Source organism: Streptomyces sp. NPDC050504 (genome assembly GCF_044458065.1).
In the GTDB taxonomy this organism is placed as follows: Bacteria; Actinomycetota; Actinomycetes; order Streptomycetales; family Streptomycetaceae; genus Streptomyces.
Map to the genome: position 1 here is coordinate 223,329 of NZ_JBITHO010000013.1, position 24,392 is coordinate 247,720.

The 24,392-nt window shown below is 73.8% G+C and carries 19 protein-coding genes and 1 pseudogene; 14 read left to right on the forward strand and 6 right to left on the reverse strand.

The annotated features are described in order from the left end of the window. Positions 1-192: 192 nt before the first annotated feature. Both ACIBNE_RS37085 and ACIBNE_RS37090 read right to left on the reverse strand, forming a co-directional pair. On the reverse strand, positions 193-2,769 hold the full coding sequence (locus ACIBNE_RS37085; protein ID WP_399279701.1) for a polynucleotide kinase-phosphatase: 2,577 nt from the start codon (positions 2,767-2,769) through the stop codon (positions 193-195). After that, positions 2,766-4,250 carry a 3' terminal RNA ribose 2'-O-methyltransferase Hen1 gene (locus ACIBNE_RS37090; protein ID WP_399279703.1) on the reverse strand — a complete coding sequence of 495 codons (1,485 nt, stop codon included), beginning with the start codon at positions 4,248-4,250 and terminating at the stop codon, positions 2,766-2,768. Before ACIBNE_RS37090 ends, ACIBNE_RS37085 begins: the two co-directional genes overlap by 4 nt. 161 nt (positions 4,251-4,411) lie before the next feature. On the opposite strand from ACIBNE_RS37090, the gene ACIBNE_RS37095 reads away from it, so the two are divergent. The 3 genes from ACIBNE_RS37095 (at position 4,412) to ACIBNE_RS37105 (ending at position 8,385) form a co-directional block, all read left to right on the forward strand. Continuing rightward, positions 4,412-5,641, forward strand: a complete 1,230-nt coding sequence (locus ACIBNE_RS37095) for an arginine deiminase (RefSeq protein ID WP_399279705.1) — start codon at positions 4,412-4,414, stop codon at positions 5,639-5,641. Positions 5,642-5,835: 194 nt separating this feature from the next. Then, positions 5,836-6,837 (forward strand): ornithine carbamoyltransferase, encoded by a 1,002-nt coding sequence (argF, locus tag ACIBNE_RS37100; RefSeq protein ID WP_399279707.1) that lies wholly within the window; start codon positions 5,836-5,838, stop codon positions 6,835-6,837. A gap of 123 nt (positions 6,838-6,960) precedes the next feature. Continuing rightward, positions 6,961-8,385: an amino acid permease gene (locus ACIBNE_RS37105; RefSeq protein ID WP_399279709.1), complete on the forward strand. Its 1,425-nt coding sequence runs from the start codon at positions 6,961-6,963 to the stop codon at positions 8,383-8,385. On the opposite strand, the gene ACIBNE_RS37110 is transcribed toward ACIBNE_RS37105, so the two are convergent. Then, on the reverse strand, positions 8,360-8,776 hold the full coding sequence (locus ACIBNE_RS37110) for an ATP-binding protein (protein ID WP_399279711.1): 417 nt from the start codon (positions 8,774-8,776) through the stop codon (positions 8,360-8,362). The two genes, ACIBNE_RS37105 and ACIBNE_RS37110, sit on opposite strands and share 26 nt — an antisense overlap. 242 nt (positions 8,777-9,018) lie before the next feature. Here ACIBNE_RS37110 and ACIBNE_RS37115 point away from each other — a divergent pair, with 242 nt between their 5' ends. Both ACIBNE_RS37115 and ACIBNE_RS37120 read left to right on the forward strand, forming a co-directional pair. Further along, positions 9,019-9,846 carry an enoyl-CoA hydratase family protein gene (locus tag ACIBNE_RS37115; protein ID WP_399279713.1) on the forward strand — a complete coding sequence of 276 codons (828 nt, stop codon included), beginning with the start codon at positions 9,019-9,021 and terminating at the stop codon, positions 9,844-9,846. After that, entirely contained in the window at positions 9,831-12,176 is a 2,346-nt protein-coding gene (locus ACIBNE_RS37120) for a bifunctional salicylyl-CoA 5-hydroxylase/oxidoreductase (RefSeq protein ID WP_399279715.1), read from the forward strand. Before ACIBNE_RS37115 ends, ACIBNE_RS37120 begins: the two co-directional genes overlap by 16 nt. 100 nt (positions 12,177-12,276) lie before the next feature. Here ACIBNE_RS37120 and ACIBNE_RS37125 read toward each other — a convergent pair whose 3' ends face one another. Together ACIBNE_RS37125 and ACIBNE_RS37130 are read right to left on the reverse strand one after the other, a co-directional pair. Further along, on the reverse strand, positions 12,277-13,095 hold the full coding sequence (locus ACIBNE_RS37125) for a PaaX family transcriptional regulator C-terminal domain-containing protein (protein WP_399279717.1): 819 nt from the start codon (positions 13,093-13,095) through the stop codon (positions 12,277-12,279). 9 nt (positions 13,096-13,104) lie between these two features. After that, the gene (locus ACIBNE_RS37130; RefSeq protein ID WP_399279719.1) at positions 13,105-14,721 is read right to left on the reverse strand and encodes an AMP-binding protein; all 1,617 of its coding nucleotides are present in this window, start codon (positions 14,719-14,721) and stop codon (positions 13,105-13,107) included. Positions 14,722-14,815: 94 nt separating this feature from the next. Between ACIBNE_RS37130 and ACIBNE_RS37135 the strand changes: the two genes are divergently transcribed. Together ACIBNE_RS37135 and ACIBNE_RS37140 are read left to right on the forward strand one after the other, a co-directional pair. Continuing rightward, positions 14,816-15,931 (forward strand): acyl-CoA dehydrogenase family protein, encoded by a 1,116-nt coding sequence (locus tag ACIBNE_RS37135; RefSeq protein ID WP_399279721.1) that lies wholly within the window; start codon positions 14,816-14,818, stop codon positions 15,929-15,931. Beyond that, positions 15,928-16,326, forward strand: coding sequence for a RidA family protein (locus ACIBNE_RS37140; protein WP_399279723.1), 399 nt, complete (start codon positions 15,928-15,930; stop codon positions 16,324-16,326). Before ACIBNE_RS37135 ends, ACIBNE_RS37140 begins: the two co-directional genes overlap by 4 nt. An 83-nt stretch (positions 16,327-16,409) precedes the next feature. Here the strand turns inward: ACIBNE_RS37140 and ACIBNE_RS37145 are convergent, their stop codons facing one another. Further along, complete coding sequence (locus ACIBNE_RS37145) at positions 16,410-17,939, reverse strand: helix-turn-helix domain-containing protein (RefSeq protein WP_399279725.1); 1,530 nt, start codon at positions 17,937-17,939, stop codon at positions 16,410-16,412. A 304-nt stretch (positions 17,940-18,243) separates the two neighbouring features. On the opposite strand from ACIBNE_RS37145, the gene ACIBNE_RS37150 reads away from it, so the two are divergent. The 7 genes and pseudogenes from ACIBNE_RS37150 to ACIBNE_RS37180 all read left to right on the forward strand — a co-directional run bounded on the left by ACIBNE_RS37150 (position 18,244) and on the right by ACIBNE_RS37180 (position 24,296). After that, the gene (locus ACIBNE_RS37150) at positions 18,244-18,408 is read left to right on the forward strand and encodes a hypothetical protein (RefSeq protein ID WP_399279727.1); all 165 of its coding nucleotides are present in this window, start codon (positions 18,244-18,246) and stop codon (positions 18,406-18,408) included. Beyond that, entirely contained in the window at positions 18,405-20,039 is a 1,635-nt protein-coding gene (locus ACIBNE_RS37155) for a benzoate-CoA ligase family protein (RefSeq protein ID WP_399279729.1), read from the forward strand. The genes ACIBNE_RS37150 and ACIBNE_RS37155 overlap by 4 nt, the downstream gene beginning before the upstream one ends. A gap of 20 nt (positions 20,040-20,059) precedes the next feature. Continuing rightward, a pseudogene (locus tag ACIBNE_RS37160) lies at positions 20,060-20,443 on the forward strand (thioesterase domain-containing protein); the annotation flags it as partial. A 46-nt stretch (positions 20,444-20,489) separates the two neighbouring features. After that, on the forward strand, positions 20,490-20,840 hold the full coding sequence (locus tag ACIBNE_RS37165; protein WP_399279849.1) for an alpha/beta fold hydrolase: 351 nt from the start codon (positions 20,490-20,492) through the stop codon (positions 20,838-20,840). Then, positions 20,837-21,928 (forward strand): polyprenyl synthetase family protein, encoded by a 1,092-nt coding sequence (locus tag ACIBNE_RS37170; protein WP_399279839.1) that lies wholly within the window; start codon positions 20,837-20,839, stop codon positions 21,926-21,928. The genes ACIBNE_RS37165 and ACIBNE_RS37170 overlap by 4 nt, the downstream gene beginning before the upstream one ends. 98 nt (positions 21,929-22,026) lie before the next feature. Beyond that, a complete protein-coding gene (locus tag ACIBNE_RS37175) occupies positions 22,027-22,671 on the forward strand; it encodes a TetR/AcrR family transcriptional regulator (RefSeq protein WP_399279731.1) in 645 nt (214 codons plus the stop codon). A gap of 56 nt (positions 22,672-22,727) precedes the next feature. Continuing rightward, positions 22,728-24,296: an MFS transporter gene (locus tag ACIBNE_RS37180; protein ID WP_399279841.1), complete on the forward strand. Its 1,569-nt coding sequence runs from the start codon at positions 22,728-22,730 to the stop codon at positions 24,294-24,296. Positions 24,297-24,392 lie beyond the last annotated feature (96 nt).

A 24,392-nucleotide genomic window follows, 5' to 3' on the forward strand; every position in this document is an offset into this window, starting at 1 on the left:
CTCGGGGTGGGCGGGTTCGCTCGGCGTGTGCCCCACTCCCGCGCAGTTCCCCGCGCCCCTGACGGGGCGCCCCCGTGCTCGCGTCCGTGTGGCGGGGCCGCATATCGGGTACGGCCCCGCGCCCCTGACGGGGCGCGGGGAACTGTTGGCCGGACCGTCACCGGGGTGCGGGTGGCCTTTCGGTGACCGTGCTTACAGCCTCGGGTCCACCGGTTCGGATTCCAGGGCCAGTACCGCGAACACCGCCTCGTGGACGCGCCACAGCGGTTCGCCTGCTGCCAGTCGGTCCAGGGACTCCAGGCCCAGGGCGTACTCGCGCAGGGCCAGGGACCGCTTGTGGTTCAGGAAGCGGCTGCGCAGGCGCGTCAGGTTGTCGGGGCGGGTGTACTCGGGGCCGTAGATGATCCGGAGGTACTCGCGGCCCCGGCACTTGATGCCGGGCTGGACCAGGCGCCCCCGGGCGTCGCGGACCAGCGCGGCCAGCGGCTTGACCACCATGCCCTCGCCGCCCCGGCCGGTCATCTCCAGCCACCAGTCGACGCCCGACCGGACGGACGCCTCGTCCGCCGTGTCGACGACCAGTCGGCGCGTCGTCCGCAGGAGGCCCGATCCGTCGTGCTCGATCAGGCGGTCCAGCAGTGCCAGCTGCTCGTCGTGCGGGAGCGCCGTCAGCGAACGGCCCTGGACCGCCAGGAGCTGGAAGGGGGCCAGGTGGACGCCCTCCAGGCCGTGGGTCGGCCAGCAGTAGCGGCGGTACGCCTCGGTGAACGCCGTCGCGTCCTCGGCCCGGTCGCGCTGGCGGGCGAGGAGCTCGGAGACGTCCGCGCCCCGGGCCTTCGCCGACTCCAGTGCGGCGAGCGCGGGCGGGAACACCGCTCCGGACGCCGCTCCCACCGCCGCGTACTGCGTGCGCAGCAGCCCCGATGCCTTGAGCGACCACGGCATCAGCTCGGCGTCCAGCAGCAGCCAGTCCGTGGACAGGGTCGACCACAGGTCGGCGGCGGTCGCCGCGTCCCGTACCCGCGCCAGCACCGCCTCGGTCGTCGACGGGTCGTCGAAGAAGGGGCGGCCGGTGCGGGTGTACAGCGACCCCGTCGGCCCGCCGGGTCCCTCCACGCCGAAGTGCGTCCGCGCCGCCTGGGCGTCGCGGCACACCAGGACCACCGCCCGCGAGCCCATGTGCTTCTCCTCGCACACGACCTTGTCCACGCCGTCGGCCGCGTACTGGGCGAACGCCTCCGCCGGGTGCTCCAGGTAGCCCTCGCGGGACGAGGTCGCGGTCGGGGCCATCGTCGGCGGCAGATAGGGGACCAGGCGCGGGTCGACCGCGAAGCGGCTCATGACCTCCAGGGCCGCCGCCGCGTTCTCCTCGCGCACCGCGACGTTCCCCGAGTGCCGGGTCTCGACGACGCGGCGGCCGTGCACGTCCGCCAGGTCCAGCGGACGCCCCTCGTGTCCGCCGGGCGCGTCGGACGACAGCGGCCTGGCCGGCTCGTACCAGACCCGCTCGGCCGGTACGTCGACCAGTTCCCGCTCGGGCCAGCGCAGCGCGGTCATCTTGCCGCCGAACACCGCGCCCGTGTCGAGGCAGATGGTGTTGTTGATCCAGGAGGTGTTCGGGACGGGGGTGTGGCCGTAGACCACGGTGGCGCGGCCCCGGTACTCCTCGGCCCACGGGTAGCGCACGGGCAGCCCGAACTCGTCGGTCTCACCGGTCGTGTCGCCGTACAGCGCGTGCGAGCGCACCCGTCCCGACGTGCGGCCGTGGTACTTCTCCGGCAGGCCCGCGTGGCAGACGACCAGCCTGCCCCCGTCCAGGACGTAGTGGCTGACCAGGTTCCCGATGAACTCCTGGACCTCGGCGCGGAACTCGTCGCTCTCGCGGCCCAACTGCTCGACCGTCTCGGCGAGACCGTGCGTGAGCTGGACCTTCTTGCCCGACAGCCACCGCCCGAGCTTGTTCTCGTGGTTTCCCGGCACGCACAGCGCGTCGCCCGAGGCGACCATGGACATGACGCGGCGCAGCACGCCGGGGCTGTCGGGGCCCCGGTCGACCAGGTCGCCGACGAAGACCGCGGTACGGCCCTCGGGGTGCACCCCGTCCTCGTACCCCAGCTTCGCCAGCAGGGTCTCCAGCTCGGAGCGGCAGCCGTGGATGTCGCCGACGATGTCGAAGGGGCCCGTGAGGTGCCTGAGGTCGTTGAAGCGCTTCTCCAGGACGACCTCGGCCGCGTCGACCTCGTCGACCCCGCGCAGCACGTGCACCTTGCGGAAGCCCTCGCGTTCGAGGCCGCGCAGCGAGCGGCGCAGTTCGCGCTGGTGGCGGCCGATGACGTGGCGCGGCATGCCGGCCCGGTCGGGGCGGGACGCGTTGCGCTCCGCGCACACCGACTCGGGCACGTCGAGCACGATCGCGATCGGCAGCACGTCGTACTGCCGCGCCAGCTGGACCAGCTGGCGGCGCGCCTCCGGCTGCACGTTGGTCGCGTCGACGACGGTCAGCCGCCCGGCGGCCAGCCGCTTGCCCGCGATGTAGTGGAGGACCTCGAAGGCGTCCTTGCTGGCGCTCTGGTCGTTCTCGTCGTCGGCGACCAGGCCGCGGCAGAAGTCGCTGGAGACGACCTCGGTGGGCTTGAAGTGCTTGCGGGCGAAGCTGGACTTGCCGGATCCGGTGGCGCCGACGAGGACCACGAGGGAGAGGTCGGTCACGGGGAGCCTGCGGGCCGCGGGGGCGGCTGCGGCGGCCACGGGCGTGGGGTTGCTGGTCATGCTGCCTGCTCCTCCTTCGGAGCCGAGTCGGTCGGGGGCTGTGCGGCCACGGTGAAGACGGCCATCTGGGTCGGCGGTCCGACCTCCGGGTCGTCGGTGCCCACGGCGGCGTACGACACCGTGTAGCCGTACCGCCCCGCGACGGCGTCGGCCCACGCGCGGAACTCCGCGCGCGTCCACTCGAAGCGGTGGTCGCCGTGGCGCGCGTGCCCGGCGGGCAGGCTCTCCCAGCGCACGTTGTACTCGACGTTCGGCGTCGTCACCAGCACGGTTCCGGGGCGGGCCGCGCCGAAGACCGCGTATTCGAGCGCGGGCAGCCTCGGCAGGTCCAGGTGCTCGATCACCTCGCTGAGCACCGCCGCGTCGTACCCCTTGAGCCGCTTGTCGGTGTACGCGAGCGAGCCCTGGAGCAGCTTGACGCGCGCGGCCTGCCGCTCGCCCATCCGCTCCAGGCGCAGCCGCCGCGCGGCGACCGTCAGCGCGCGTACCGACACGTCGACCCCGACGACCTCGGTGAACCGCGCGTCCTTCAGCAGCGCCTGCACCAGCTGGCCCTGACCGCAGCCCAGGTCGAGCACCCGGTGCGCGCCCGCCGCCGTCAGCGCGGCCGTGATCGCCCCGCGCCGCAGCTCGGCCAGCGGCACCGGGCGCTCCTCGGTGTCCTCGGTCTCGTCGACGGCGTTGTCGATCTCCTCGACGTCCGTGTCGTCGGCCTCGGCGAGCCGCAGCAGCTCCAGGCGCTCCAGGGCGTCGCGGGTCAGTCCCCAGCGCCGGGAGAGGTAGCGGCTGGTGATCAGCTTCTGCTCGGGGTGCGTGGCCAGCCAGCCCTCGCCGGACCGCAGCAGCTTGTCGACCTCGTCGGGGGCGACCCAGTAGTGCTTGGCGTCGTCGAGCACCGGCAGCAGGACGTACAGGTGGCGCAGCGCGTCGGCGACCGTGTGCCCGCCCGTCAGCGTCAGCGTGACGTATCGGGACTCGCCCCACTCGGGGAACCGCTCGTCCAGCGCGACCGGCGCGGCGCCCACCGTCCAGCCCAGCGGTTCGAACAGCGCGCGCACCAGGTCGGCGCCGCCGCGCGCGGGCAGCGACGGCACCTCGACGCGCAGCGGCAGGGGGCGTTCCACCAGCTCGGGGCGGGCGGCGCACTGCCCCTTGAGCGCGCTCGCGAAGACCCGGCTCATGCCGACGGCGAGCAGCGAGGACGCGGCGTACGGCCGGTCGTTGACGTACTGCGCGAGCGCGGCGTCGGGCGCGCCGCCGCGGCCCTTGCCGCCGTGCCGCCGCCTGACCAGCGCCACGGGGTCGACCTCCAGGAGCAGCGCGGCGGTGCAGCGCTCGGCCGACGCCTCGGGGTAGAAGACGTGCGCGGTGCCGTAGGAGGTGGAGAACGCCTGCGCCTTCTCGGGATGCTTGTGCAGCAGGAAGCCGAGGTCGGTCGCGGGGCGTTCCGGGGTGCCTGTGGTGGTGATCGTCAGAAACACGCTTTCGAGTCTGCCCGCGCACTTCTGGCGTGACCAGTGATTTCTTCCCGGGGCGGGATCCCCGGGGAGGGTTCGCCGGGGAGGGATCCCCCGGGAGGGTTCGCCGATTCTTGCGCGGGTTCGCCGAGTGGTGCGCGGGCAGCCGGGTCAGGATGGGAGACATGGGATTCCGAGTCGATTCCGAGTCAGGGCGGCTGCGCCGCGTCATCCTCCACCGACCCGACCTGGAGCTGAAGAGGCTCACGCCGAGCAACAAGGACGCGTTGCTCTTCGACGACGTGCTGTGGGTGCGCCGGGCCCGCCAGGAGCACGACGGGTTCGCGGACGTGCTGCGCGACCGGGGCGTCGAGGTGCACCTCTTCGGCGACCTGCTGACGGAGGCGCTGAACGTGCCGGCGGCCAGGAAGCTCGTCCTGGACCGGGTCTTCGACGAGAAGGAGTACGGTCCGCTGGCCACCGAGCACCTGCGCGCGGCCTTCGACGCGATGCCGTCGGTGCGGCTGGCGCCTGCGCTGGTGGGCGGCATGACGAAGCGGGAGTTCCTGGAGGGGCACGCCGAGCCCACGTCGGTCCGCTTCCACGTGATGGACCTGGACGACTTCCTGCTGGGTCCGCTGCCCAACCACCTCTTCACGCGCGACACCTCCGCCTGGATCTACGACGGCGTGTCCATCAACGCGATGCGCTGGCCCGCGCGGCAGCGGGAGACCGTGCACTTCGAGGCGATCTACAAGCACCATCCGCTCTTCACGGGCCCGGAGGCCGGCGACTTCCACCACTGGTCCGAGGGGCAGGACGACTACCCGTCCACGATCGAGGGCGGCGACGTGCTGGTGATCGGCAACGGCGCCGTGCTGATCGGGATGAGCGAGCGGACCACGCCGCAGGCGGTGGAGATGCTGGCGCGCGGGCTGTTCGCGACGGGTTCGGCGCGCACGATCGTGGCGCTGGACATGCCCAAGCGGCGGGCGTTCATGCACCTGGACACCGTGATGACGATGGTCGACGGGGACACCTTCACGCAGTACGCGGGCCTCGGCATGCTCCGCTCGTACACGATCGAGCCGGGTGACGGCGGCCAGGAGCTCAAGGTCACCGACCACCCGCCCGCCCACATGCACCGGGCGATCGCCGCCGCGCTCGGCCTGGACTCGATCAGGGTGCTGACGGCCACGCAGGACGTGCACGCGGCGGAGCGCGAGCAGTGGGACGACGGCTGCAACGTGCTGGCGGTGGAGCCCGGCGTGGTGGTGGCGTACGAGCGCAACGTCACGACCAACACGCACCTGCGCAAGCAGGGCATCGAGGTGATCGAGATCCCGGGCAGCGAGCTGGGGCGGGGGCGGGGCGGGCCGCGGTGCATGAGCTGTCCCGTGGAACGCGGCGCGTGAGCCGTTCCGCCTCGCGGGGCGCGGTGCGTGGACCGTTCCGCTTCAAGGTGCGCGGGCCGTTCCGCGGACGCGGTGCGCGGGCCGCCCGGTGAGCGCGACACGGGGTGGCGTATAGTGATGCGCAACATCACATAGATTTCCATCAGTCGCGCGGCGGGCGCCGCCGGCACCGGGGAGACCAGGGAGCAGTCACCATGGCCATAGACCTCGTGGGCCGCCACTTTCTGAAGGAGCTGGACTTCACGGCCGAGGAGTTCCTCGGCCTGGTCGAGCTGGCCGCCGAGCTCAAGGCGGCCAAGAAGCAGGGCGCCGAGGTCCAGCGGCTGCGCGGCAGGAACATCGCCCTGATCTTCCAGAAGACGTCGACCCGCACCCGCTGCGCCTTCGAGGTCGCCGCCGCCGACCAGGGCGCGTCGACCACCTACCTCGATCCCTCGGGCTCCCAGATGGGGCACAAAGAGTCGGTGCGGGACACCGCGCGCGTGCTCGGCCGGATGTTCGACGCGATCGAGTTCCGGGGCGACTCCCAGGAGGCCGTCGAGGCGCTCGCCGAGCACGGCGGCGTGCCGGTCTACAACGGCCTCACCGACGACTGGCACCCCACCCAGATGCTCGCCGACGTGCTCACCATGACCGAGCACACCGACAAGCCGGTCCACGGGACCGCCTTCGCGTACCTCGGCGACGCCCGCTTCAACATGGGCAACTCCTACCTGGTCACCGGCGCCCTGCTCGGCATGGACGTGCGGATCGTCGCGCCGAAGTCCTACTGGCCCGCCGACGGCGTCGTCGCCCTCGCCCGCGAGGCGGCCGCGGCCAGCGGCGCGCGCATCACCCTCACCGAGTCCATCGAGGAGGGCGTCGCCGGCGCCGACTTCGTCGCCACCGACGTCTGGGTCTCGATGGGGGAGCCGAAGGAGGTCTGGGCCGAGCGCATCAAGGCCCTCGGCCCGTACGCCGTGACCATGGACGTGCTGCGCGCGACCGGCAATCCCGACGTGAAGTTCCTGCACTGCCTGCCCGCCTTCCACGACCTCGGCACCAAGGTCGGCCGCGAGATCCACGCCGACCACGGCCTCACCGAGCTGGAGGTCACCGACGAGGTCTTCGAGTCGGAGCACTCCGTGGTCTTCGACGAGGCGGAGAACCGGATGCACACCATCAAGGCCGTGATGGTGGCCACTCTGGGCGCATAGAGATACGCCCGATTGGGTGAATATGCAGTTTGCTGGCTACTATGTGGTCAGTTGGTGGGGTTCGGGCTCGCACGCTCGAACCCCACTTCTTTTTTGTGTACGGCAAGAGAAGAGAACCACCCCATGCGCATCAAGAGCCCCGACCAACTGGTCGCCGAATCCGGCGCCGACCTGGAGGGCCACGGCCTGAAGCGCACCATGGGGCTCTTCCAGCTCGTGAGCTTCGGCATCGGCGCCATCGTCGGCACCGGCATCTTCGTCGGCCTCGCCGACAGCGTCGCGAAGGCGGGCCCCGCCGTCGTCGTCTCGTACGTCCTCGCCGCGGTCACCTGCATCTTCACCGCGTTCGCCTTCGCCGAGCTGGGCGGCGCGATCCCGGTCTCGGGAAGCTCCTACTCCTTCGCGTACGCCGCGCTCGGCGAGCGCACCGCCTTCCTCGTCGGCTGGTGCCTGCTCCTGGAGTACGGCGTCTCCGTCTCGGCGGTCGCCGTCGGCTGGAGCCAGTACGTCAACGAACTGCTGAACAGCCTCGCCGGCTGGGAGCTGCCCGCCGCCCTGTCCGCGGGCCCCGCCGAGGGCGGCGCGGTCAACCTCCCCGCCGTCGTGGTGATGCTGCTCGCCGCCGTCCTGCTGGTGCGCGGCATCCGGGAGAGCGCGCGGGCCACGGCCGCCATGGCGGTGCTCAAGCTCGCGATCCTGCTGCTCTTCTGCGCCATCGCCTTCACCGCCTTCGAGGACGGCAACCTCGCGCCGTTCGCCGTGCACGGCATCGGCGGCGTCACCTCGGGCGCCTCGCTGGCCTTCTTCTCGTACATCGGGTTCGACGCCATCACCACGGCGGGCGAAGAGGTGAAGGACCCGCGCAGGAACATCCCCGTCGCGATCATGATCTGCATCGGCGTGGTCACGCTGCTGTACTGCGCCGTCGCCCTCGCGGCCATCGGCGCGCTCGGCGCCGACGACGTCGCCGACAAGCCCGCCGCGCTCTCGCTGATCGTCAACCAGGTCACCGACTCGACCGTCGGCGGCGGCGTCATCGCGTTCGGCGCGGTCGTCGCGATCGCGTCCGTCGTGCTCGCCGTGATGTACGGGCAGACCCGCATCCTGATGTCGATGTCCCGCGACGGCCTGATCCCGCGCGTCTTCGAGCGCGTCTCGCCGAAGACCGCGACGCCCGTCGCCAACACCTGGATCGTCGCCGCCGTCTTCGCCGTCCCCGCGGCCTTCGCCCCGCTCGACGTCGTCGTCAACCTCACGACCATCGGCGCGCTGGCCATCATGTGCGCGGTCAACGTCGCGGTCGTCGCGCTGCGCCGCCGCGACCCGGACCTCCAGCGCTCCTTCCGGGTGCCGCTCTACCCCCTGAGCCCGGCGCTCGGCGCCGCGTTCTGCCTCTACCTGATGTACGGGACGGGGTGGCGGACCTGGCTGCAGTTCGCCGCGTTCCTCGTGGTCGGCGCGCTGGTCTACCAGTTCTACGGCCGCTCCCGCTCCCGGCTGGCCGCGGCCGCCGGGGCCCGGGTCAGTGCTCCCGCGCGGGGAGCGTGAACCAGACCGCCTTGCCGTGCTCGGTCGCGCGGTGACCGCAGGCCGAGGAGAGGGTGCGGATCAGGAGCAGGCCGCGGCCGTGCTCCTGCCACGGGTCGGGCTCGTCGCCGGGGCGCGGCGGCGTGAGGTCGCCGGGCGGCGCCGGGTCGCGGTCGTGGACCTCGACCTGGCAGCCGGTCGGCAGCAGCTCGACGACCAGCTCGATCGGTTCGTCGCCCTCGGTGTGCTCCACCGCGTTCGCCACCAGTTCGGCGGTGAGCAGTTCGGCGGTGTCGCAGTCGGCGGTGGCCTCGATGTCGGCCAGGGCGGTGCGGATCAGGGCGCGGGCGATCGGCACGGCGGCCGTGGAGTGCGGCAGGGTGATGCGCCAGGAGGCGGGAGTCTCGGACAATTCGGGAGATCCGTTCGGGGGGCAAGATTTCCTGCTTTCAACCTTACGAACCAGTAGGTGGGGAACAAGAGTCGCCCGACCGGCTCCGAATGGGACCTACGTCACTTTCGACGCGTACGGCCCACGGCCGCTCTATCGCGTATCGGTGACGACGGTCACGTACGAGTGATAGCTTCGTAGGTGCAGCGTCGTGCCCGAGGCCGTGCCCCCGCAAGGCCCGTGCCCCCGAGGAGGCAGTGCCCATGAGCCCCTTCCCCAGCTCCGCACCGCGCGCCGAGGAGTGGCGCCATCTGCGCCTGACGGTCGAGGACCACGTCGCGACCGTCACCCTCGCCAGGCCCGACAAGCTCAACGCCCTCACCTTCGGCGCCTACGCGGACCTGCGCGACCTGCTCGCCCAGCTCTCCCGCGAGCGCGAGGTGCGCGCCCTGGTGCTGGGCGGCGAGGGGCGCGGCTTCTGCTCGGGCGGCGACGTGGACGACATCATCGGCGCCACCCTCGCCATGGACACCGCCCAGCTCCTCGACTTCAACCGCATGACGGGCCAGGTCGTACGGGCGATCAGGGAGTGCCCCTTCCCGGTGGTCGCCGCCGTGCACGGAGTGGCGGCGGGCGCGGGCGCCGTGCTGGCGCTCGCCGCGGACTTCCGCGTCGCCGACCCCTCCGCGCGCTTCTCGTTCCTCTTCACCAAGGTCGGCCTCTCCGGCGGCGACATGGGCGCCGCGTACCTCCTGCCGCGCGTCGTCGGCCTCGGCCACGCCACCCGGCTGCTCATGCTCGGCGAGCCCGTGCGCGCGCCGGAGGCCGAGCGGATCGGCCTGCTCAGCGAGCTCACCGAGGAGGGCCGCGCCGACGTGCGCGCCGCCGAGCTGGCCCGCCGCCTCGCGGACGGCCCGGCCCTCGCGTACGCCCAGACCAAGGCGCTGCTCACGGCCGAGCTCGACATGCCGCTGGCCGCGTCGGTCGAACTGGACGCGGCCACCCAGGCGCTGCTGATGAACGGCGAGGACTACGCGGAGTTCCACGCGGCGTTCACCGAGAAGCGCCCGCCGAAGTGGCGGGGGCGGTAGCGGTGTCCGATCCGGCGGGCACCCCCGCCCAGGCGCCCCGGCCCGCGCGCGCGGGCCGCCCCCTGAAGGTCGCCGTCATCGGCGGCGGGCCGGGCGGGCTCTACGCCGCGGCCCTCCTCAAGCGCCTCGACCCGGACCGCGAGATCACCGTCTGGGAGCGCAACGCCCCCGACGACACCTTCGGCTTCGGCGTCGTCCTCTCCGACGAGACCCTGGGCGGCATCGAGCACGCCGATCCCGCCGTGTACGCCGCGCTGACGGCCGAGTTCGTCCGCTGGGACGACATAGACGTCGTCCACCGGGGCCGCACCCTCACCTCCGGCGGCCACGGCTTCGCCGCGCTCGGCCGCCGCCGGCTCCTGGAGATCCTCCACGAGCGCTGCGCCTCCCTCGGCGTACGCCTCCGCTTCCGCACCGAGGCCCCGCCGGCCGCCGAACTCGCCGCCGCGCACGACCTGGTGATCGCCGCCGACGGCGTGCACAGCGCGACCCGCGAGGCGCACCCCGAGGCCTTCGCGCCCCGCGTCAGCACCCACCGCTGCCGCTACATCTGGCTCGCCGCCGACTTCGCGTTCTCCGCGTTCCGCTTCGAGATCGCCGAGACCGAGCACGGCGTGATGCAACTGCACGCCTACCCCTTCGCGCCCGACGCCTCCACCGTCATCGTCGAGATGCGCGAGGAGGTCTGGCGCGCGGCCGGCCTCGACACCGCCGACCAGCGCGAATCCACCGAGCTGTGCGCCAAGGTCTTCGCCGGCGCGCTGGACGGCCGCCCGCTGCGCGGCAACAACTCCGCCTGGACGGCCTTCAGGACCGTCGTCAACGACCGCTGGTCGCACGGCAACACCGTCCTGCTGGGCGACGCCGCGCACACCGCGCACTTCTCCATCGGCTCCGGCACCAAGCTCGCCGTCGAGGACGCGCTCGCGCTCGCCGCGTGCGTCGAGGAGCGGCCGACCCTCGCCGAGGCCCTCGCCGCGTACGAGGCGGAGCGCCGTCCCGTCGTGGAGTCGACGCAGCGCGCGGCGGCGGCCAGCCTGCGCTGGTTCGAGGAGCTGGGCACCTACCTCGACCAGCCGCCCCACCAGTTCGCCTTCAACCTGCTCACCCGCAGCCGCCGCGTCACCCACGACAACCTCGGGCTGCGCGACGCGGCCTTCACCACCGCCGTCGAGCGCGAGTACGGCTGCCCGCCCGCCACGCCCCCCATGTTCACGCCCTTCACGCTGCGCGGCCTGACCCTGCGCAACCGCGTGGTCGTCTCGCCGATGGACGTGTACTCGGCCGTGGACGGCGTCCCCGGCGACTTCCACCTCGTCCACCTCGGCGGACGCGCGCTCGGCGGCGCCGGGCTCGTGATGACCGAGATGGTGTGCGTCAGCGCCCAGGGCCGCATCACGCCCGGCTGCACCGGCCTCTACACCCACGAACAGGCCACCGCCTGGCGCCGCGTCACGGACTTCGTCCACGCGCAGGCGCCCGGCACGGCGATCGGCGTCCAGCTCGGCCACTCCGGGCGCAAGGGCTCGACGAAGCTGATGTGGGAGGGCATCGACCAGCCGCTCCAGGACGGCAACTGGCCGCTGGTCGCCGCCTCCCCGCTGCCGTACCGCGCCGGGGTCAACCAGGTGCCGCACGCGCTGGACCGGGCCGGGCTCACCGAGGTCCGCGAACAGTTCGCGGCGGCGGCGTGGCGGGCCGCGCGCGCCGGGTTCGACCTCCTCGAACTGCACTGCGCGCACGGCTACCTGCTCTCCGGCTTCCTCTCCCCGCTCACCAACACCCGCGACGACGAGTACGGCGGGTCGCTCGCCGGGCGGCTGCGCTTCCCGCTGGAGGTGCTGGACGCGGTCCGCTCGATCTGGCCCGGCGACCGGCCGCTGACCGTGCGGCTCTCCGCGACCGACTGGGCGGCGGGCGGCACGACGGCGGACGACGCGGTGGAGATCGCGCGGGCGTTCGCGGCGCACGGGGCGGACGCGATCGACGTCTCCACCGGGCAGGTGGTGCCCGGCGAGCGGCCCGAGTACGGGCGCTCCTACCAGGTCCCGTACGCGGACCGGATCCGCAACGAGCTGGGCGTCCCGGTCGTCGCCGTCGGCGCGATCTCGTCCTGGGACGACGTCAACTCGCTGCTGCTCGCGGGGCGGGCGGACCTGTGCGCGGTGGGGCGGCCGCACCTGTACGACCCGCACTGGACGTTGCACGCGGCGGCGGAGCAGGGGTACGAGGGGCCCGGCGCGACCTGGCCCCTCCCGTACCGCGCGGGCAGCCGCCGCCCGCCGACGGGGCGCACGGACGCGCCCAAGCCCCGACTGCGGCTGCCCTAGGGGCCCGTCCGCACGGGGTGGGTACGCGCGGCGTGTGCCCCACTCTCGCGCGGTTCCCCGCGCCCCTAGAAGGGGCACGGGGAACCGCGCAGCTGGACGGTCACCCCGCCCCACCGCCCCGCACGTACGCCTCGCCCGTGTTCCGCAACGCCTCGTGCAGGCGGCCGAAGACCTCCGCCGAGCGCCCGCCCGGCCAGTCGGGCGGGAGGAGTTCCGCCGGGAGCCCGGGGTCCACGTACGGCACGTGGCGCCAGGCGTCCAGCGCCAGGAGGTAGTCCCGGTACGCCTCCCGGGGCTCCCCGCTCCGGCCCGTCCACCCCGCGAGCACCGGCTCGTGCCGCGCCAGGAACTCCGCGTGCAGCGCGGCGATCGCGTCGAGGTCCCACCACCGCGCCACCGCCCCCGGCGTCGCCGTGAACCCCCGGTGCTCGCCCCGGAACAGCTCGACGTACGGGTCGAGGGCGAGCCGCCGCAGCGTGTGGCGGGTCTCCTCCTCCAGGTGGGCGGGGGCGATCCAGACGCCGGGCGCGGCCGTCCCGTACCCCAGGCGCGCGAGCTGCGAGCGCAGTTGGTGGCGCTTGTGGCGCTCCGCCTCGGGGACCGAGAAGACGGCGAGGACCCAGCCGTCGGAGAGCCGGGGCGCGGCGCGCCCGTAGATCCGGCGGTCCCCGTCGTCGAGCACCTGCCGGGCGCTTTCGGAGAGCGCGTACCCGGCCGCCCCGCCCGCCGTCCGTTCGGCGACCAGCAGCCCGCGCCGCTTCAGCCGGGACACGGACGAGCGCACGGCGGGCGCGTCCACGCCCACCGCGCCGAGCAGCCGGATCAACTCGGCGACGGGCACGCTGGGGTCGCCGGACGCGCGCCCGTACGCGCCGTACAGGGTCACGATCAGGGACCGGGGGGTGTGCTGGTCAACCACGTGATCACTCTAATCACCCGGCTCCCCCGCCGTTCGCAGCCGGAAGCGCTGCAGCTTCCCCGTCGCCGTCCGGGGCAGCGCGTCCAGGAACACGAACTCCCGCGGGCACTTGTGCGGCGCCAACTCCTCCTTGAGGTGCGCCCGCAGCGCGTCCGCCGACGCCGCGCGGCCCGGCTTCAGCACCACGTACGCGACCGCGATCTGTCCCCGCAGCTCGTCCGGCCGCCCGACCACCGCCGTCTCCGCGACCTCGGGGTGGCGCAGCAGCGCGTCCTCCACCTCGGGGCCCGCGATGTTGTACCCGGCCGAGATGATCATGTCGTCGGCGCGGGCGACGTAGCGGAAGTAGCCGTCGGGCTCGCGGACGTAGGTGTCGCCGGTGAGGTTCCAGCCCCCGCGCACGTACTCCAGCTGCCGTTCGTCCGCGAGGTAGCGGCAGCCCACGGGGCCGCGCACGGCCAGCAGCCCCGGCTCCCCGTCGGGCACGGGCAGCCCGGCCGCGTCCACCACCCGCGCCCGCCAGCCCGGCACGGGCACCCCGGTCGTACCGGGCCGCACGGCCTCGTCGGCGGCCGAGATGAAGATGTGCAGCAGCTCCGTCGCGCCGATGCCGTTGATGATGCGCAGCCCGGTCCGCTCGTGCCAGGCCCGCCAGGTCGCGGCGGGCAGGTTCTCGCCCGCCGACACGCAGCGGCGCAGCGCGGAGACGTCGTGCGCGGCCAGCCCGTCCAGCATCACGCGGTACGCGGTCGGCGCCGTGAACAGCACCGTCACCCGGTGCCGCGCGAGCGCGGGCAGCAACTGCTTGGGGCCGGACTGCTCCAGGAGCAGCGCGGACGCGCCCGCCCGCATCGGGAAGACCACGAGCCCGCCGAGCCCGAAGGTGAAGCCGAGCGGCGGCGAACCGGCGAAGACGTCGTTCGGCCCGGGGCGCAGCACGTGCGCCGAGAAGGTGTCGGCGATCGCCAGCACGTCGCGGTGGAAGTGCATGCACCCCTTGGGCCGTCCGGTGGTGCCGGAGGTGAAGGCGATGAGCGCGACGTCGTCGGCGGCGGTCGCCACCGCCTCGTACCGCGCGGGCATGGTCCCGGCGATCCGCAGCAGGTCGTCGGGGGCCCCGCCGCCGTACGGGGTGATGCGCAGACCGGGGACGTCGGCCTTGGCGAGGTCGTCGAGCGCTTCGGCGGCGCACAGCGCGTGCGTGACCCGGGCGATCCCGCACATCGTGGCCAGCTCGCGTTCGCGCTGCTGGGCGAGGACGGTCACGGCCACCGCCCCTGCCTTCATCACCGCGAGCCAGCAGGCGGCGAGCCAGGGCGAAGTGGGGCCGCGCAGCAGGACGCGGTTGCCGGGGACGACGCCCAGCTCGCCGGTGAGGGCGTGGGCGATGCGGTCGACGCGCTCGCGCAGCAGGCCGTACGTCCAGGTCTCGCCGCTCGCGGTGTGGAAGACGGGCCTCTCGGCGCCGAACCGCTCGATGGTGCGGTCCAGCAACTCGGCGCCGCAGTTGAGGCGGTCGGGGTAGTGCAGCTCGGGCAGGTCGAAGAGGAGTTCCGGCCACCGTTCGGCGGGCGGGAGGTGCTCGCGCGCGAAGGTGTCGACGTGGGCCGAGGGTGTCAGCTCCATGGCGGGTTCGCCCCCTAGTCGTGGTGGGCTCGCATCTGGAGCGTATCGTGATGGTGACGACAGTCAACGGTCCGCGATAAGCGAAGGGGACACGATGACGACATTCTCCCTCGAACCCGCACAGACCGCCTGGTGTGCGGAGCTGCGCACCCTGGCGGCCGACCGGCTGCGCCCGCTCGCGGAGAAGGGGGAACCGGGGCGCGTCAACCGTCCGCTGGTCGCCGCGCTGGGCGAACTGGGCCTGCTGCGAAGGATGTTCGACTCGGGCGCGCTCGACCTGTGCCTGCTGCGCGAGTCCCTGGCCCACGGCTGCACGGAGGCCGAGACCGCACTGGCCCTCCAGGGCCTGGGCACGAGCCCGGTCGTCCGGGCGGGCACCCGCGCGCAGCGGGAGCGCTGGCTCCCCGAGGTGGTCACGGGCCGCGCGGTCGCGGCCTTCGCGCTGAGCGAGCCGGGCGCGGGCTCCGACGCGGCGGCGCTGGCGCTCGACGCCGCCGGTGAGACGGGCGGCGGCTGGCGGCTCACCGGCGAGAAGTGCTGGATCTCCAACGCCCCCGAGGCCGACTTCTACACCGTCTTCGCCCGTACGACACCGGGCGCCGGGGCCCGCGGCGTCACCGCCTTCCTGGTCCCCGCCGACCGCCCGGGGCTCACCGGCACCGCGCTGGACATGCTCTCCCCGCACCCGATCGGCGCGCTCGCCTTCGACGGGGTGCCGGTCACGCCCGACGACGTCGTCGGCGAGGTCGACCGGGGCTTCCGGGTCGCCATGGACACCCTCAACCTCTTCCGCCCCAGCGTGGGCGCCTTCGCGGTCGGCATGGCGCAGGCCGCGCTGGACGCGGCGCTCGAACACACCGCGGGGCGGAGGGCGTTCGGCGGTGCGCTCGCCGACCTCCAGGCCGTCTCGCACCGGGTCGCGGAGATGGCGGTGCGCACGGAGGCGGCCCGGCTCATGGTGTACGCGGCGGCGGCGGCGTACGACGGGGGAGCGCCCGACGTCCCGAAGCGCTCCGCGATGGCCAAGCTGCTCGCCACGGAGACCGCGCAGTACGTGGTGGACGCCGCCGTCCAACTGCACGGCGCCCGCGCGCTCCAGTGCGGCCACCTGCTCGAACACCTCTACCGGGAGGTGCGGGCGCCCCGCATCTACGAGGGCGCGACCGAGGTCCAACGGAGCATCATCGCGAAGGAGTTGTACGCCTCATGAGTCTGGAGCGGCACAATCCGGCGGACCTCTCGCCGCCGAAGGGCTTCTCGCACGCCGTCACCGCGGTCGGCTCCCGCATCGTCTTCCTGGCCGGGCAGACCGCGCTGGACGGGGACGGCAAGGTGGTCGGCGGGACGCTGCCCGAGCAGTTCGAGGTGGCCCTCGGCAACCTGCTGACCGCGCTGGCGGCGGCGGGCGGCACCCCGGCGGACCTCGCCAGGGTCACGGTGTACGCGACGGACGTGGCCGACTACCGGGCGTGCGCGGGCGAACTGGGCCGCGTGTGGCGGCGGTTGGCGGGGCGCGACTACCCGGCGATGGCGGTGGTGGGCGCGGTGCGGCTGTGGGACGAGGCGGCGCTGGTGGAGCTTGAGGGCGTGGCGGTACTGGAGTAGGGGGCGGGCTTCGGCCCCGGCGGCCCGACTGCCGGACGGACGCCGCCGCGCCCCTTCGGCGGGGCGCGGCGGCGGTCGCGTTCTCAGATGTCGCGGAAGATCTCGATCTGGGCGCCCACCGAGTTCAGGCGCTCCGCCAGGTCCTCGTAGCCGCGGTTGATGACGTAGACGTTGCGCAGGACCGACGTGCCCTCCGCCGCCATCATGGCCAGGAGGACGACCACTGCGGGGCGCAGGGCCGGGGGGCACATCATTTCGGCCGCGCGCCAGCGCGTCGGGCCCTCGACCAGGACGCGGTGCGGGTCCAGGAGCTGGAGGCGGCCGCCGAGGCGGTTGAGGTCCGTGAGGTAGATCGCGCGGTTGTCGTAGACCCAGTCGTGGATCAGGGTCTGGCCCTGCGCGGACGCCGCGATGGCCGCGAAGAACGGGACGTTGTCGATGTTCAGGCCGGGGAACGGCATCGGGTGGATCTTGTCGATCGGCGCCTCCAGCTTGGAGGGGCGGACCGTCAGGTCGACCAGGCGGGTGCGGCCGTTGTCCGCCGGGTACTCCGCCGAGCGGTCGTGGTCCAGGCCCATCTCCTCCAGGACCGCCAGCTCGATCTCCAGGAACTCGATCGGGACCCGGCGGACCGTCAGCTCCGACTCCGTGACCACCGCGGCGGCCAGCAGGCTCATCGCCTCGACCGGGTCCTCGGAGGGGGAGTAGTCCACGTCGACGTCGATGTCCGGCACGCCGTGCACGGTGAGCGTGGTGGTGCCGACGCCCTCGACCTTGACGCCCAGCGCCTCCAGGAAGAAGCACAGGTCCTGGACCATGTAGTTGGACGAGGCGTTGCGGATGACCGTCGTGCCGTCGTGCCTGGCCGCCGCGAGCAGCGCGTTCTCGGTCACCGTGTCGCCGCGCTCGGTCAGCACGATCGGGCGGTCGGGGGCGACCTCGCGGTCCACCTCCGCGTGGTACAGGCCCTCGGTCGCCGCGATGTCCAGGCCGAAGCGGCGCAGCGCGATCATGTGCGGCTCGATGCTGCGCGTGCCGAGGTCGCAGCCGCCCGCGTAGGGCAGCTTGAAGCGGTCCATGCGGTGCAGCAGCGGGCCGAGGAACATGATGATCGAGCGGGTGCGGCGCGCCGCGTCCGCGTCGATGGCGGCCATGTCGAGCTCGGCGGGCGGGACGATCTCCAGGTCGACGCCGTCGTTGATCCAGCGGGTGCGCACGCCGATGGAGCCCAGGACCTCCAGGAGGCGGAAGACCTCTTCGATGCGCGCGACGCGGCGCAGCACCGTACGGCCCTTGTTGAGCAGCGAGGCGCAGAGCAGGGCGACGCACGCGTTCTTGCTCGTCTTGACGTCGATGGCGCCGGAGAGGCGGCGGCCGCCGACCACGCGAAGGTGCATCGGACCCGCGTAGCCGAGCGAGACGATCTCGCTGTCGAGAGCTTCGCCGATGCGGGCGATCATCTCAAGGCTGATGTTCTGGTTGCCGCGCTCGATCCGGTTCACCGCGCTCTGGCTGGTGCCGAGCGCCTCGGCGAGCTGCGTCTGCGTCCAGCCCCTGTGCTGCCGGGCGTCACGGATGAGCTTGCCGATGCGTACGAGGTAGTCGTCTGCCATGGGTGCAGGCTATCTCAGATATGAGATGTCGCTCGCGCCGGGTGCCGCCATCGGTGAAGGAAGGGGTTCCCGGAAAGTGGTGTGGCGACATCTGCTGAATGGGTGTGATGTCCGACTTGGCAGGGTGTGGAGGGGGCGCCTGTCGCCTTGTCAGGTTGCGGACAGGGCGGCGGATCCACGGCCGGATCGTTTGTATTTTCGGCTTCCCGTCCCTGTCTCCGGCCTCCCGCCCCGCCGTCCCGTCCCGTGCCCGGACTCCGGACCCCGCACTCCGTACCCATGGCCCTCACCCCAAGGATCCGACGTGCACACAGACAGTCCGCAGACCCGCCGCCCCGCCACGGCAGCCCCTCTCGCCGCGCTCTTCGACGACCTGCCGCGCCACCGCAGACCCCACACGCCGCCGCCCCCGAAGGACCGCGCCCACCCGGACGCGCCCGCCCGCGGCGAGGAGGCGGTGCGACCGTGACCCGCGCCCCGCGGAACGCCGCCGGCCGGTACCTCGACCGCCACGTCGAAGGCCCCGGCGCCGCGGCCACCGCCGATGCCCCCGCCCTCGTCAGCGAGGAGGGCGAGCTGACGTACCGGCAGCTGTACGAGCGGGTGTGCCGCGTCGCCCGGGTCCTCGTCGGCTCCGGCATCGCGCCCGGCGACCGCGTGGTGACCGTGCTCCCCGACAGCCCGGACGCCGTCGCGCTGCTGCTGGCCGCGCTGCGCGTGGGCGCCGTGCCCGTGCCGGTCAGCCCGCTGCTCACCGTCGAGGAGCAGCACTTCGTCATCACCGACTGCGCCGCACGCGCGGTCGTCGTCGAGAGCCCGGACGGCGCCCTCGCCCGGGGGTTCTCCGGCCGCTTCCCCGGCGTCCTGCTGTGGAGCAGGCAGCACGGCGAAGGACCGGTCCCGGTGCTGCCCGACGAGGCGCGCGCCGCCGCCCCGCTGGCCGCCCTCACCGACCGCTCGCCCGACGACCCGGCCCTCATCCAGTACACATCAGGCAGCACGGGCAGGCCCAAGGGCGTCGTCCACCTCCACCGCGGCCTCCTCGCCTTCCCCGGCGGGATCGGCGCACACCTGGGCATCGGCCCGGGGGACCGCGTCCTGTCCACGGCCAAGCTGCCCTTCGGATACGGATTCGGGAACTCGCTGCTCCTGCCGCTCTCCGTCGGGGCGAGCGCCGTACTGTTCGCCGACAGGTCCGAGCCGCACACCGTGGCCGATCTGCTCCGCAGGACCCGGCCGACCCTGCTGTTCGCGGTCCCCACGCTGTACGCGGCGCTGCTCTCGCTGCCCGGTGCCGTGGAGCGCCTCGACTTCAGTTCTGTACGGCTCGCGGTTTCGGCGGGCGAGCACCTGGGCGCCGCGCTCGCCGAACGGCTCGCCGACGCGTTCGGGCTGACCGTGGTCAACGGCCTGGGCTCCACCGAGTGCCTGCACATCTTCATGGCGACCACGCCGGGCGTGTCCCCGCCCGGCACCACGGGCCTGCCCGTGCCCGGCTTCGAGGCCGAGGTCTGCGACGACGAGGGACGGCCGCTCGGCGACGGCAGGGCGGGACACCTGCGGGTGCGCGGGCCGAGCACCGCCCACCGCTACTGGGAGCGCCCCGCGCTCACCGCGAGCACCTTCCGCGACGGCTGGGTGCACACCGGCGACACCATGCTGCGCGACCCCGAGCGCGGCTGGGTCTACCTGGGCCGCTCCGACAGCATCCTCAACGTCGGCGGCATGAAGGTCGTCCCGAGCGAGATCGAGGACGTCGTCCTGCCGCTCGACGGGGTGGCGGCCTGCGCGGTGGTCGGCATCCCGGACGAGGACGAGATCACCCGCATCGTCGCCTACGTCGTGCCGTCGGCCGACGGCACGGGAGACGGAACCGAAGGGGCCGACGATCTGAAGGGCCGGGTCCAGGCCGCGTTCCGCACCGCCCTGCCGTTCTTCAAGCGCCCCCGGATCATCCGTGTCGTCCCCGCCCTCCCCACCACGTCGACCGGCAAGACGGCGAGGTTCCTGATCCGCGAGAGGGAGCGGGAACACGCGTCCCTACGGAAGCCGGAACACGCGTCCGGGGACGCCGCGCCCCAGTTGGAGCGCGCCCAGTGAGGCAAGGACGCGTCCGCACGGTGCTGCGGCAGGGCACGGGCCCCCGGCTGATCTGCCTCCCCTTCGCGGGCGGCACCTCCGGTTCGTACAGCAGGCTGGCCGACCAGTTGGGCGCGGGACCCGGCGACTGGCACGTGGTCGGTGCCCAGCCGCCCGGCCACGCGGTGCCGGACCTCGACGGGCTGGCCCGGCACTACCTCGACCTGCTCGCCGACGACCTGCGCGGAGGCCCCGGGCTGCTCCTCGGCCACAGCCTCGGCGCGTCGGTCGCGCACCACATGGCCCAGCTCGCGGGCGACGCCTGGCCCGGCGACGTACACCTGGTGCTGTCCGCCGCGCCCAGGCCGGGCTCCACGGCGGACGACCTCCTCGCGCTCGACGGCCCCGGGCTCCTGGACGAGGCGCGCCGCAGGGGGACTGCTGCCGCCGCTGCGGCGCATCACCGACGACGTGGCGGTGCGGATGCTGCTGCCCCCGCTCCGGCACGACCTCGAAGTCGTGAGCGCGGCGGGCTGGCGCCTCGGCCCCGTCACCGCCCCCGTCCACCTCCTGGGCGGCGAACTCGATCCGGCGGTCCCGCCCGCCGCCGTACGGGAGCTGGCGGCGCGGCTGGGGCCGCGCTCGCTGCGGTTCGTGCCGGGCGGCGCGCACATGTACGTGGTGGAGCACCCCGCCGAGACGGCGGACGCGCTCAGGGACCTGTGGCGGGAGCGGGAACGGGCCGCCGAACACACGTACGACGTGCACGACAACACCCACGACCGTGCTTCCCGCCCCCTCCTGGCAGAGGAAAGAAGATGACGACGCCGACCCTGACCGTCACCCGCACCGCGCGCACCGCACCGGCCGTTCCGGCCCTGCGCCGGAGCCGCGCCACCGTCCTGCTGGAGGTGGAGAAGGCCATCGGCTCGGTGCTCGCCGCCGAGCGCGTGCGCTGGGCCGGGACGCCGCAGGGCACGGTCCTGCTCGACGCCGTCGGGGACCTGGTGGAGGCGGGCGGCAAGCGGCTGCGCCCGGCCTTCTGCGTCTCGGGCTTCCTCGCGGCGGGCGGCGACCCGGCCGACCCGATGCTGCCCAGGCTCGGCGCCGCTCTCGAACTCCTGCACGTCTTCGCGCTCATCCACGACGACGTGATGGACGGCTCGGACCGCCGCAGGGGCCGCCCCACCGTCCACGTCGCCCGCGCCGCCGTCCACCGCGCGGCGGGCTGGCGCGGCGGCGCCGAACGGTACGGCGAGAACACCGCGATCCTCGCGGGCGACCTCGCCCTGATCTACGCGGACCGGCTCCTCGCGGGCGCGGGCCTGCCCGTGCTCGACGAATGGGCCGAACTGCGCTCGGAGATGGTCGTCGGACAGTTCCTCGACGTCTCGGTCGCGGCCGCGTACGACGCCGACCCCGAGGTCTCCCGCAAGGTCGCCGTCCTCAAGTCGGGCGCGTACTCCATCCACCGGCCGCTCACCATCGGCGCGCTGCTCGCGGGCCGCTCCGACCTGGCTCCGCACTTCGCGGCGTACGGCACGGCGCTCGGCGAGGCGTTCCAGCTCAGGGACGACCTGATCGACGCGTTCGGGGACGGCGAGGCCAGCGGGAAACCCGCCGGGCTCGACTTCGAACAGCACAAGATGACGCTGCTGCTGGCGCTCGCGATCCGCCGCCACCCGCGCGTGCGCGACCTCGTGCTGCGCGGCGACGGCGGCGTCGCGGGGGCGGACGCCGACGAACTGCGCGCCCTGCTCGTCGACAGCGGGGTGCGCGCGGAGGTGGAGGAGCGGATCGACGGGCTGGTCGCCGCTTCGGTCGACGCGGTGCGGCGGGCCCCGCTCGGCGACGACTGGCGCCAGGAGCTGACCGCCATGGCGTACGAGGTCGCACACCGCGACCGCTGAGGCGGCGCGACGGGCCGAAAAGACGCAGGTGGAAGGTGGCAAGTGGCTGCCACCAAGATCCATAGACACTGTCTACCGGAGCCTGGTAGACAGTGTCTATGTCCACGAACGACAAGGACCCCGGGCTGCGCGCCCGGCTGGTCACGACCGGCGTCGCCCTCGTCGCCGCCGAGGGCGCCCAGGCGCTCACCCTGCGCGAGATCGCCCGCAGGACCGGGGTTTCCCACGGCGCACCGCGCCGCTACTTCCCCACGCACCTCTCGCTGCTCTCCGCCATCGCCCGGTGCGGCTTCGACGCGCTGGCCGTCGAGGTGAAGAAGGCGGTCGAGGGGTACGGCACCGAGCCGCGCGAGCGGCTGCTCGTGCTCGGGCGGATCTACCTGGACTTCGCCCGCACCAACCGCGGCATGTTCGAGCTGATGTTCCGCCACGACCTGCTGGAGAGCGGCGCGCTCGGCCTGCGGCACACCAGCCTCCCGCTCTTCAGGGTCCTGGTGAAGCTGGTCTCCCAGGCCCGCCCCGACGCCGACCCCGATGTGATCGCGGGCGCGCTCTGGGCCAACCTGCACGGCATCGCCCAGCTCTGGGGCTGGGGCAGCCTCCAGATGGCCACGGGGGTGGCGGAGCCGGAGCCGCTGCTGCGCGCGGTGATCGACGCGTACGTGGGTGAGGGGGCGGGCGCGCGCACGCGGGTGGGTGCGGGCGCGGATGCGGATGCGTACGCGGGCCGGAGCGGCAGGTGAGCGGAGCGCCTTCGGGAACCTCTCCGGAGCGGGCCGCTGCCGCGCCGGCCGCCCCTGTGCCGACCGCCCCCGAGCGGGCCGTCCCCGGGGCCGGCCCGCTGCACCGGCGGGTCGCGTTCGCCGGGAGCGTCGTCGGCGCGGTGGTGGTCGCCCTGGACGGGACGGTGCTGACCGTCGTGCAGCCGACGCTGCAAAGGGACCTCGGGGCGTCGTTCGCCCAGGTGCAGTGGACCAGCACGGGCTATCTGATCGCGGTGGCGAGCCTGCTGGTCCTCGCGGGCCGCCTCGGCGACCGCTACGGCCACCAGCGCCTCTTCGCGCTCGGCATCCTCGGCTTCGCGGCGGCGACGGCGGCGATCTGCGTCGCGCCCGGCATCGGCTGGGTCGTCGGGCTGCGCGTGGCCCAGGGGGTGTGCGGCGCGCTGCTGCAACCCGCCACGCTCGGCATGCTGCGGGCCGCGTTCCCGCCGGACCGGCTCGGCATGCCGATCGCGCTGCGCACGGCCGCGATCGGCCTGGCGGCGGCGACGGGCCCGCTGATCGGGGGGCTGCTGGCCGCGCAGTGGGGCTGGCGCTCGGTCTTCGCCCTGAGCGCGGTGCCCGCGGCGGCGGTGGGCCTGCTGGCGCTGGTCCCGGTCCTGAAGGAGCGCCGGGCGGCGGCGCGGAGCGGAAGCGGACCCCGCCCCGCGCCCGGTACGCCCGGTACCGCCGGTACTCCAGGTACACCCCGTACTCCCAGTACCCCCCGTACCCCTGGTGCCCCCGGTACCCCCCGCACCTCACTGATCCACGCCCTCGACCTCCCCGGCGCCCTCCTCCTCGCCACCGCCCTGGGCGCCCTCGTCTACGCCCTCACCGCCCTCTCCGAGCACGGCTGGACCTCGGCCCCCGCCGCGTACGCCGCCCTCCTCGTCGCCGCCGTCGCGGCCCCCGTCCTCGTGCGGCACGAGCGGCGCGCCCCGCACCCCCTGCTGCCGCCCGGCGGCCTCGGCGCGCGGACCTCCGCCGCGCTCGCCGTCCTCGTGTGCGCGTCGGCGACCTTCTCCGGGACGCTCTTCGTCGCCACGTTCTTCCTCCAGGGCGTCCTCGGCCTCGACCCGCTCGGCACCGGCCTGCGCATGGCCCCGCTCGCCGTCGCCATGGTGCTGACCGCCCCCGCGGCCCCCGTCCTCGCCCGCCGCCACGGCCCCCGCGCCGTGGTCACCGCCGCCATGGCGGCGCTCGCGACGGGCACGCTGCTCTTCGCGCGGCTGGGCACCGAAGCGGACGCGCTCGCGATCGGCGGCTGCGCCGTGCTGATGGGCGCGGGCTTCGGCGCGGTGATGGTCACGGCCACCGAGGTCGTCGTGAAGCGCGCCCCCGCGCACGTCGCGGGCGTGGCGGGCGGCCTCCAGCAGACCGCGATGAACACCGGACCCGTGCTGGGCGTCGCCGCGGCCACCGCCCTGCTCGCCGCGAGCGCGCCCGCCGGGGGCGCCACGCCCGGCGGGGCGTCCGCCGAGGGCGCACACTGGGCGGGTGGGGCCTTCCTCTCCGCGATGGACCCCGCACTGACCGTGCTCGCGGTCGCCTCCGTGCTGGGCGCGCTCCTCGCGCGGAGGCTGCCGGGGGCCGCCCAGGCATGACCAGGCGGCGGTGGTGTACTAGAGTTATCTCGACATCGAGATAACTGCCAGAGACGCACCGCAGCCGTACGCCGCTGCCCAGCCTGACGGTAAGGG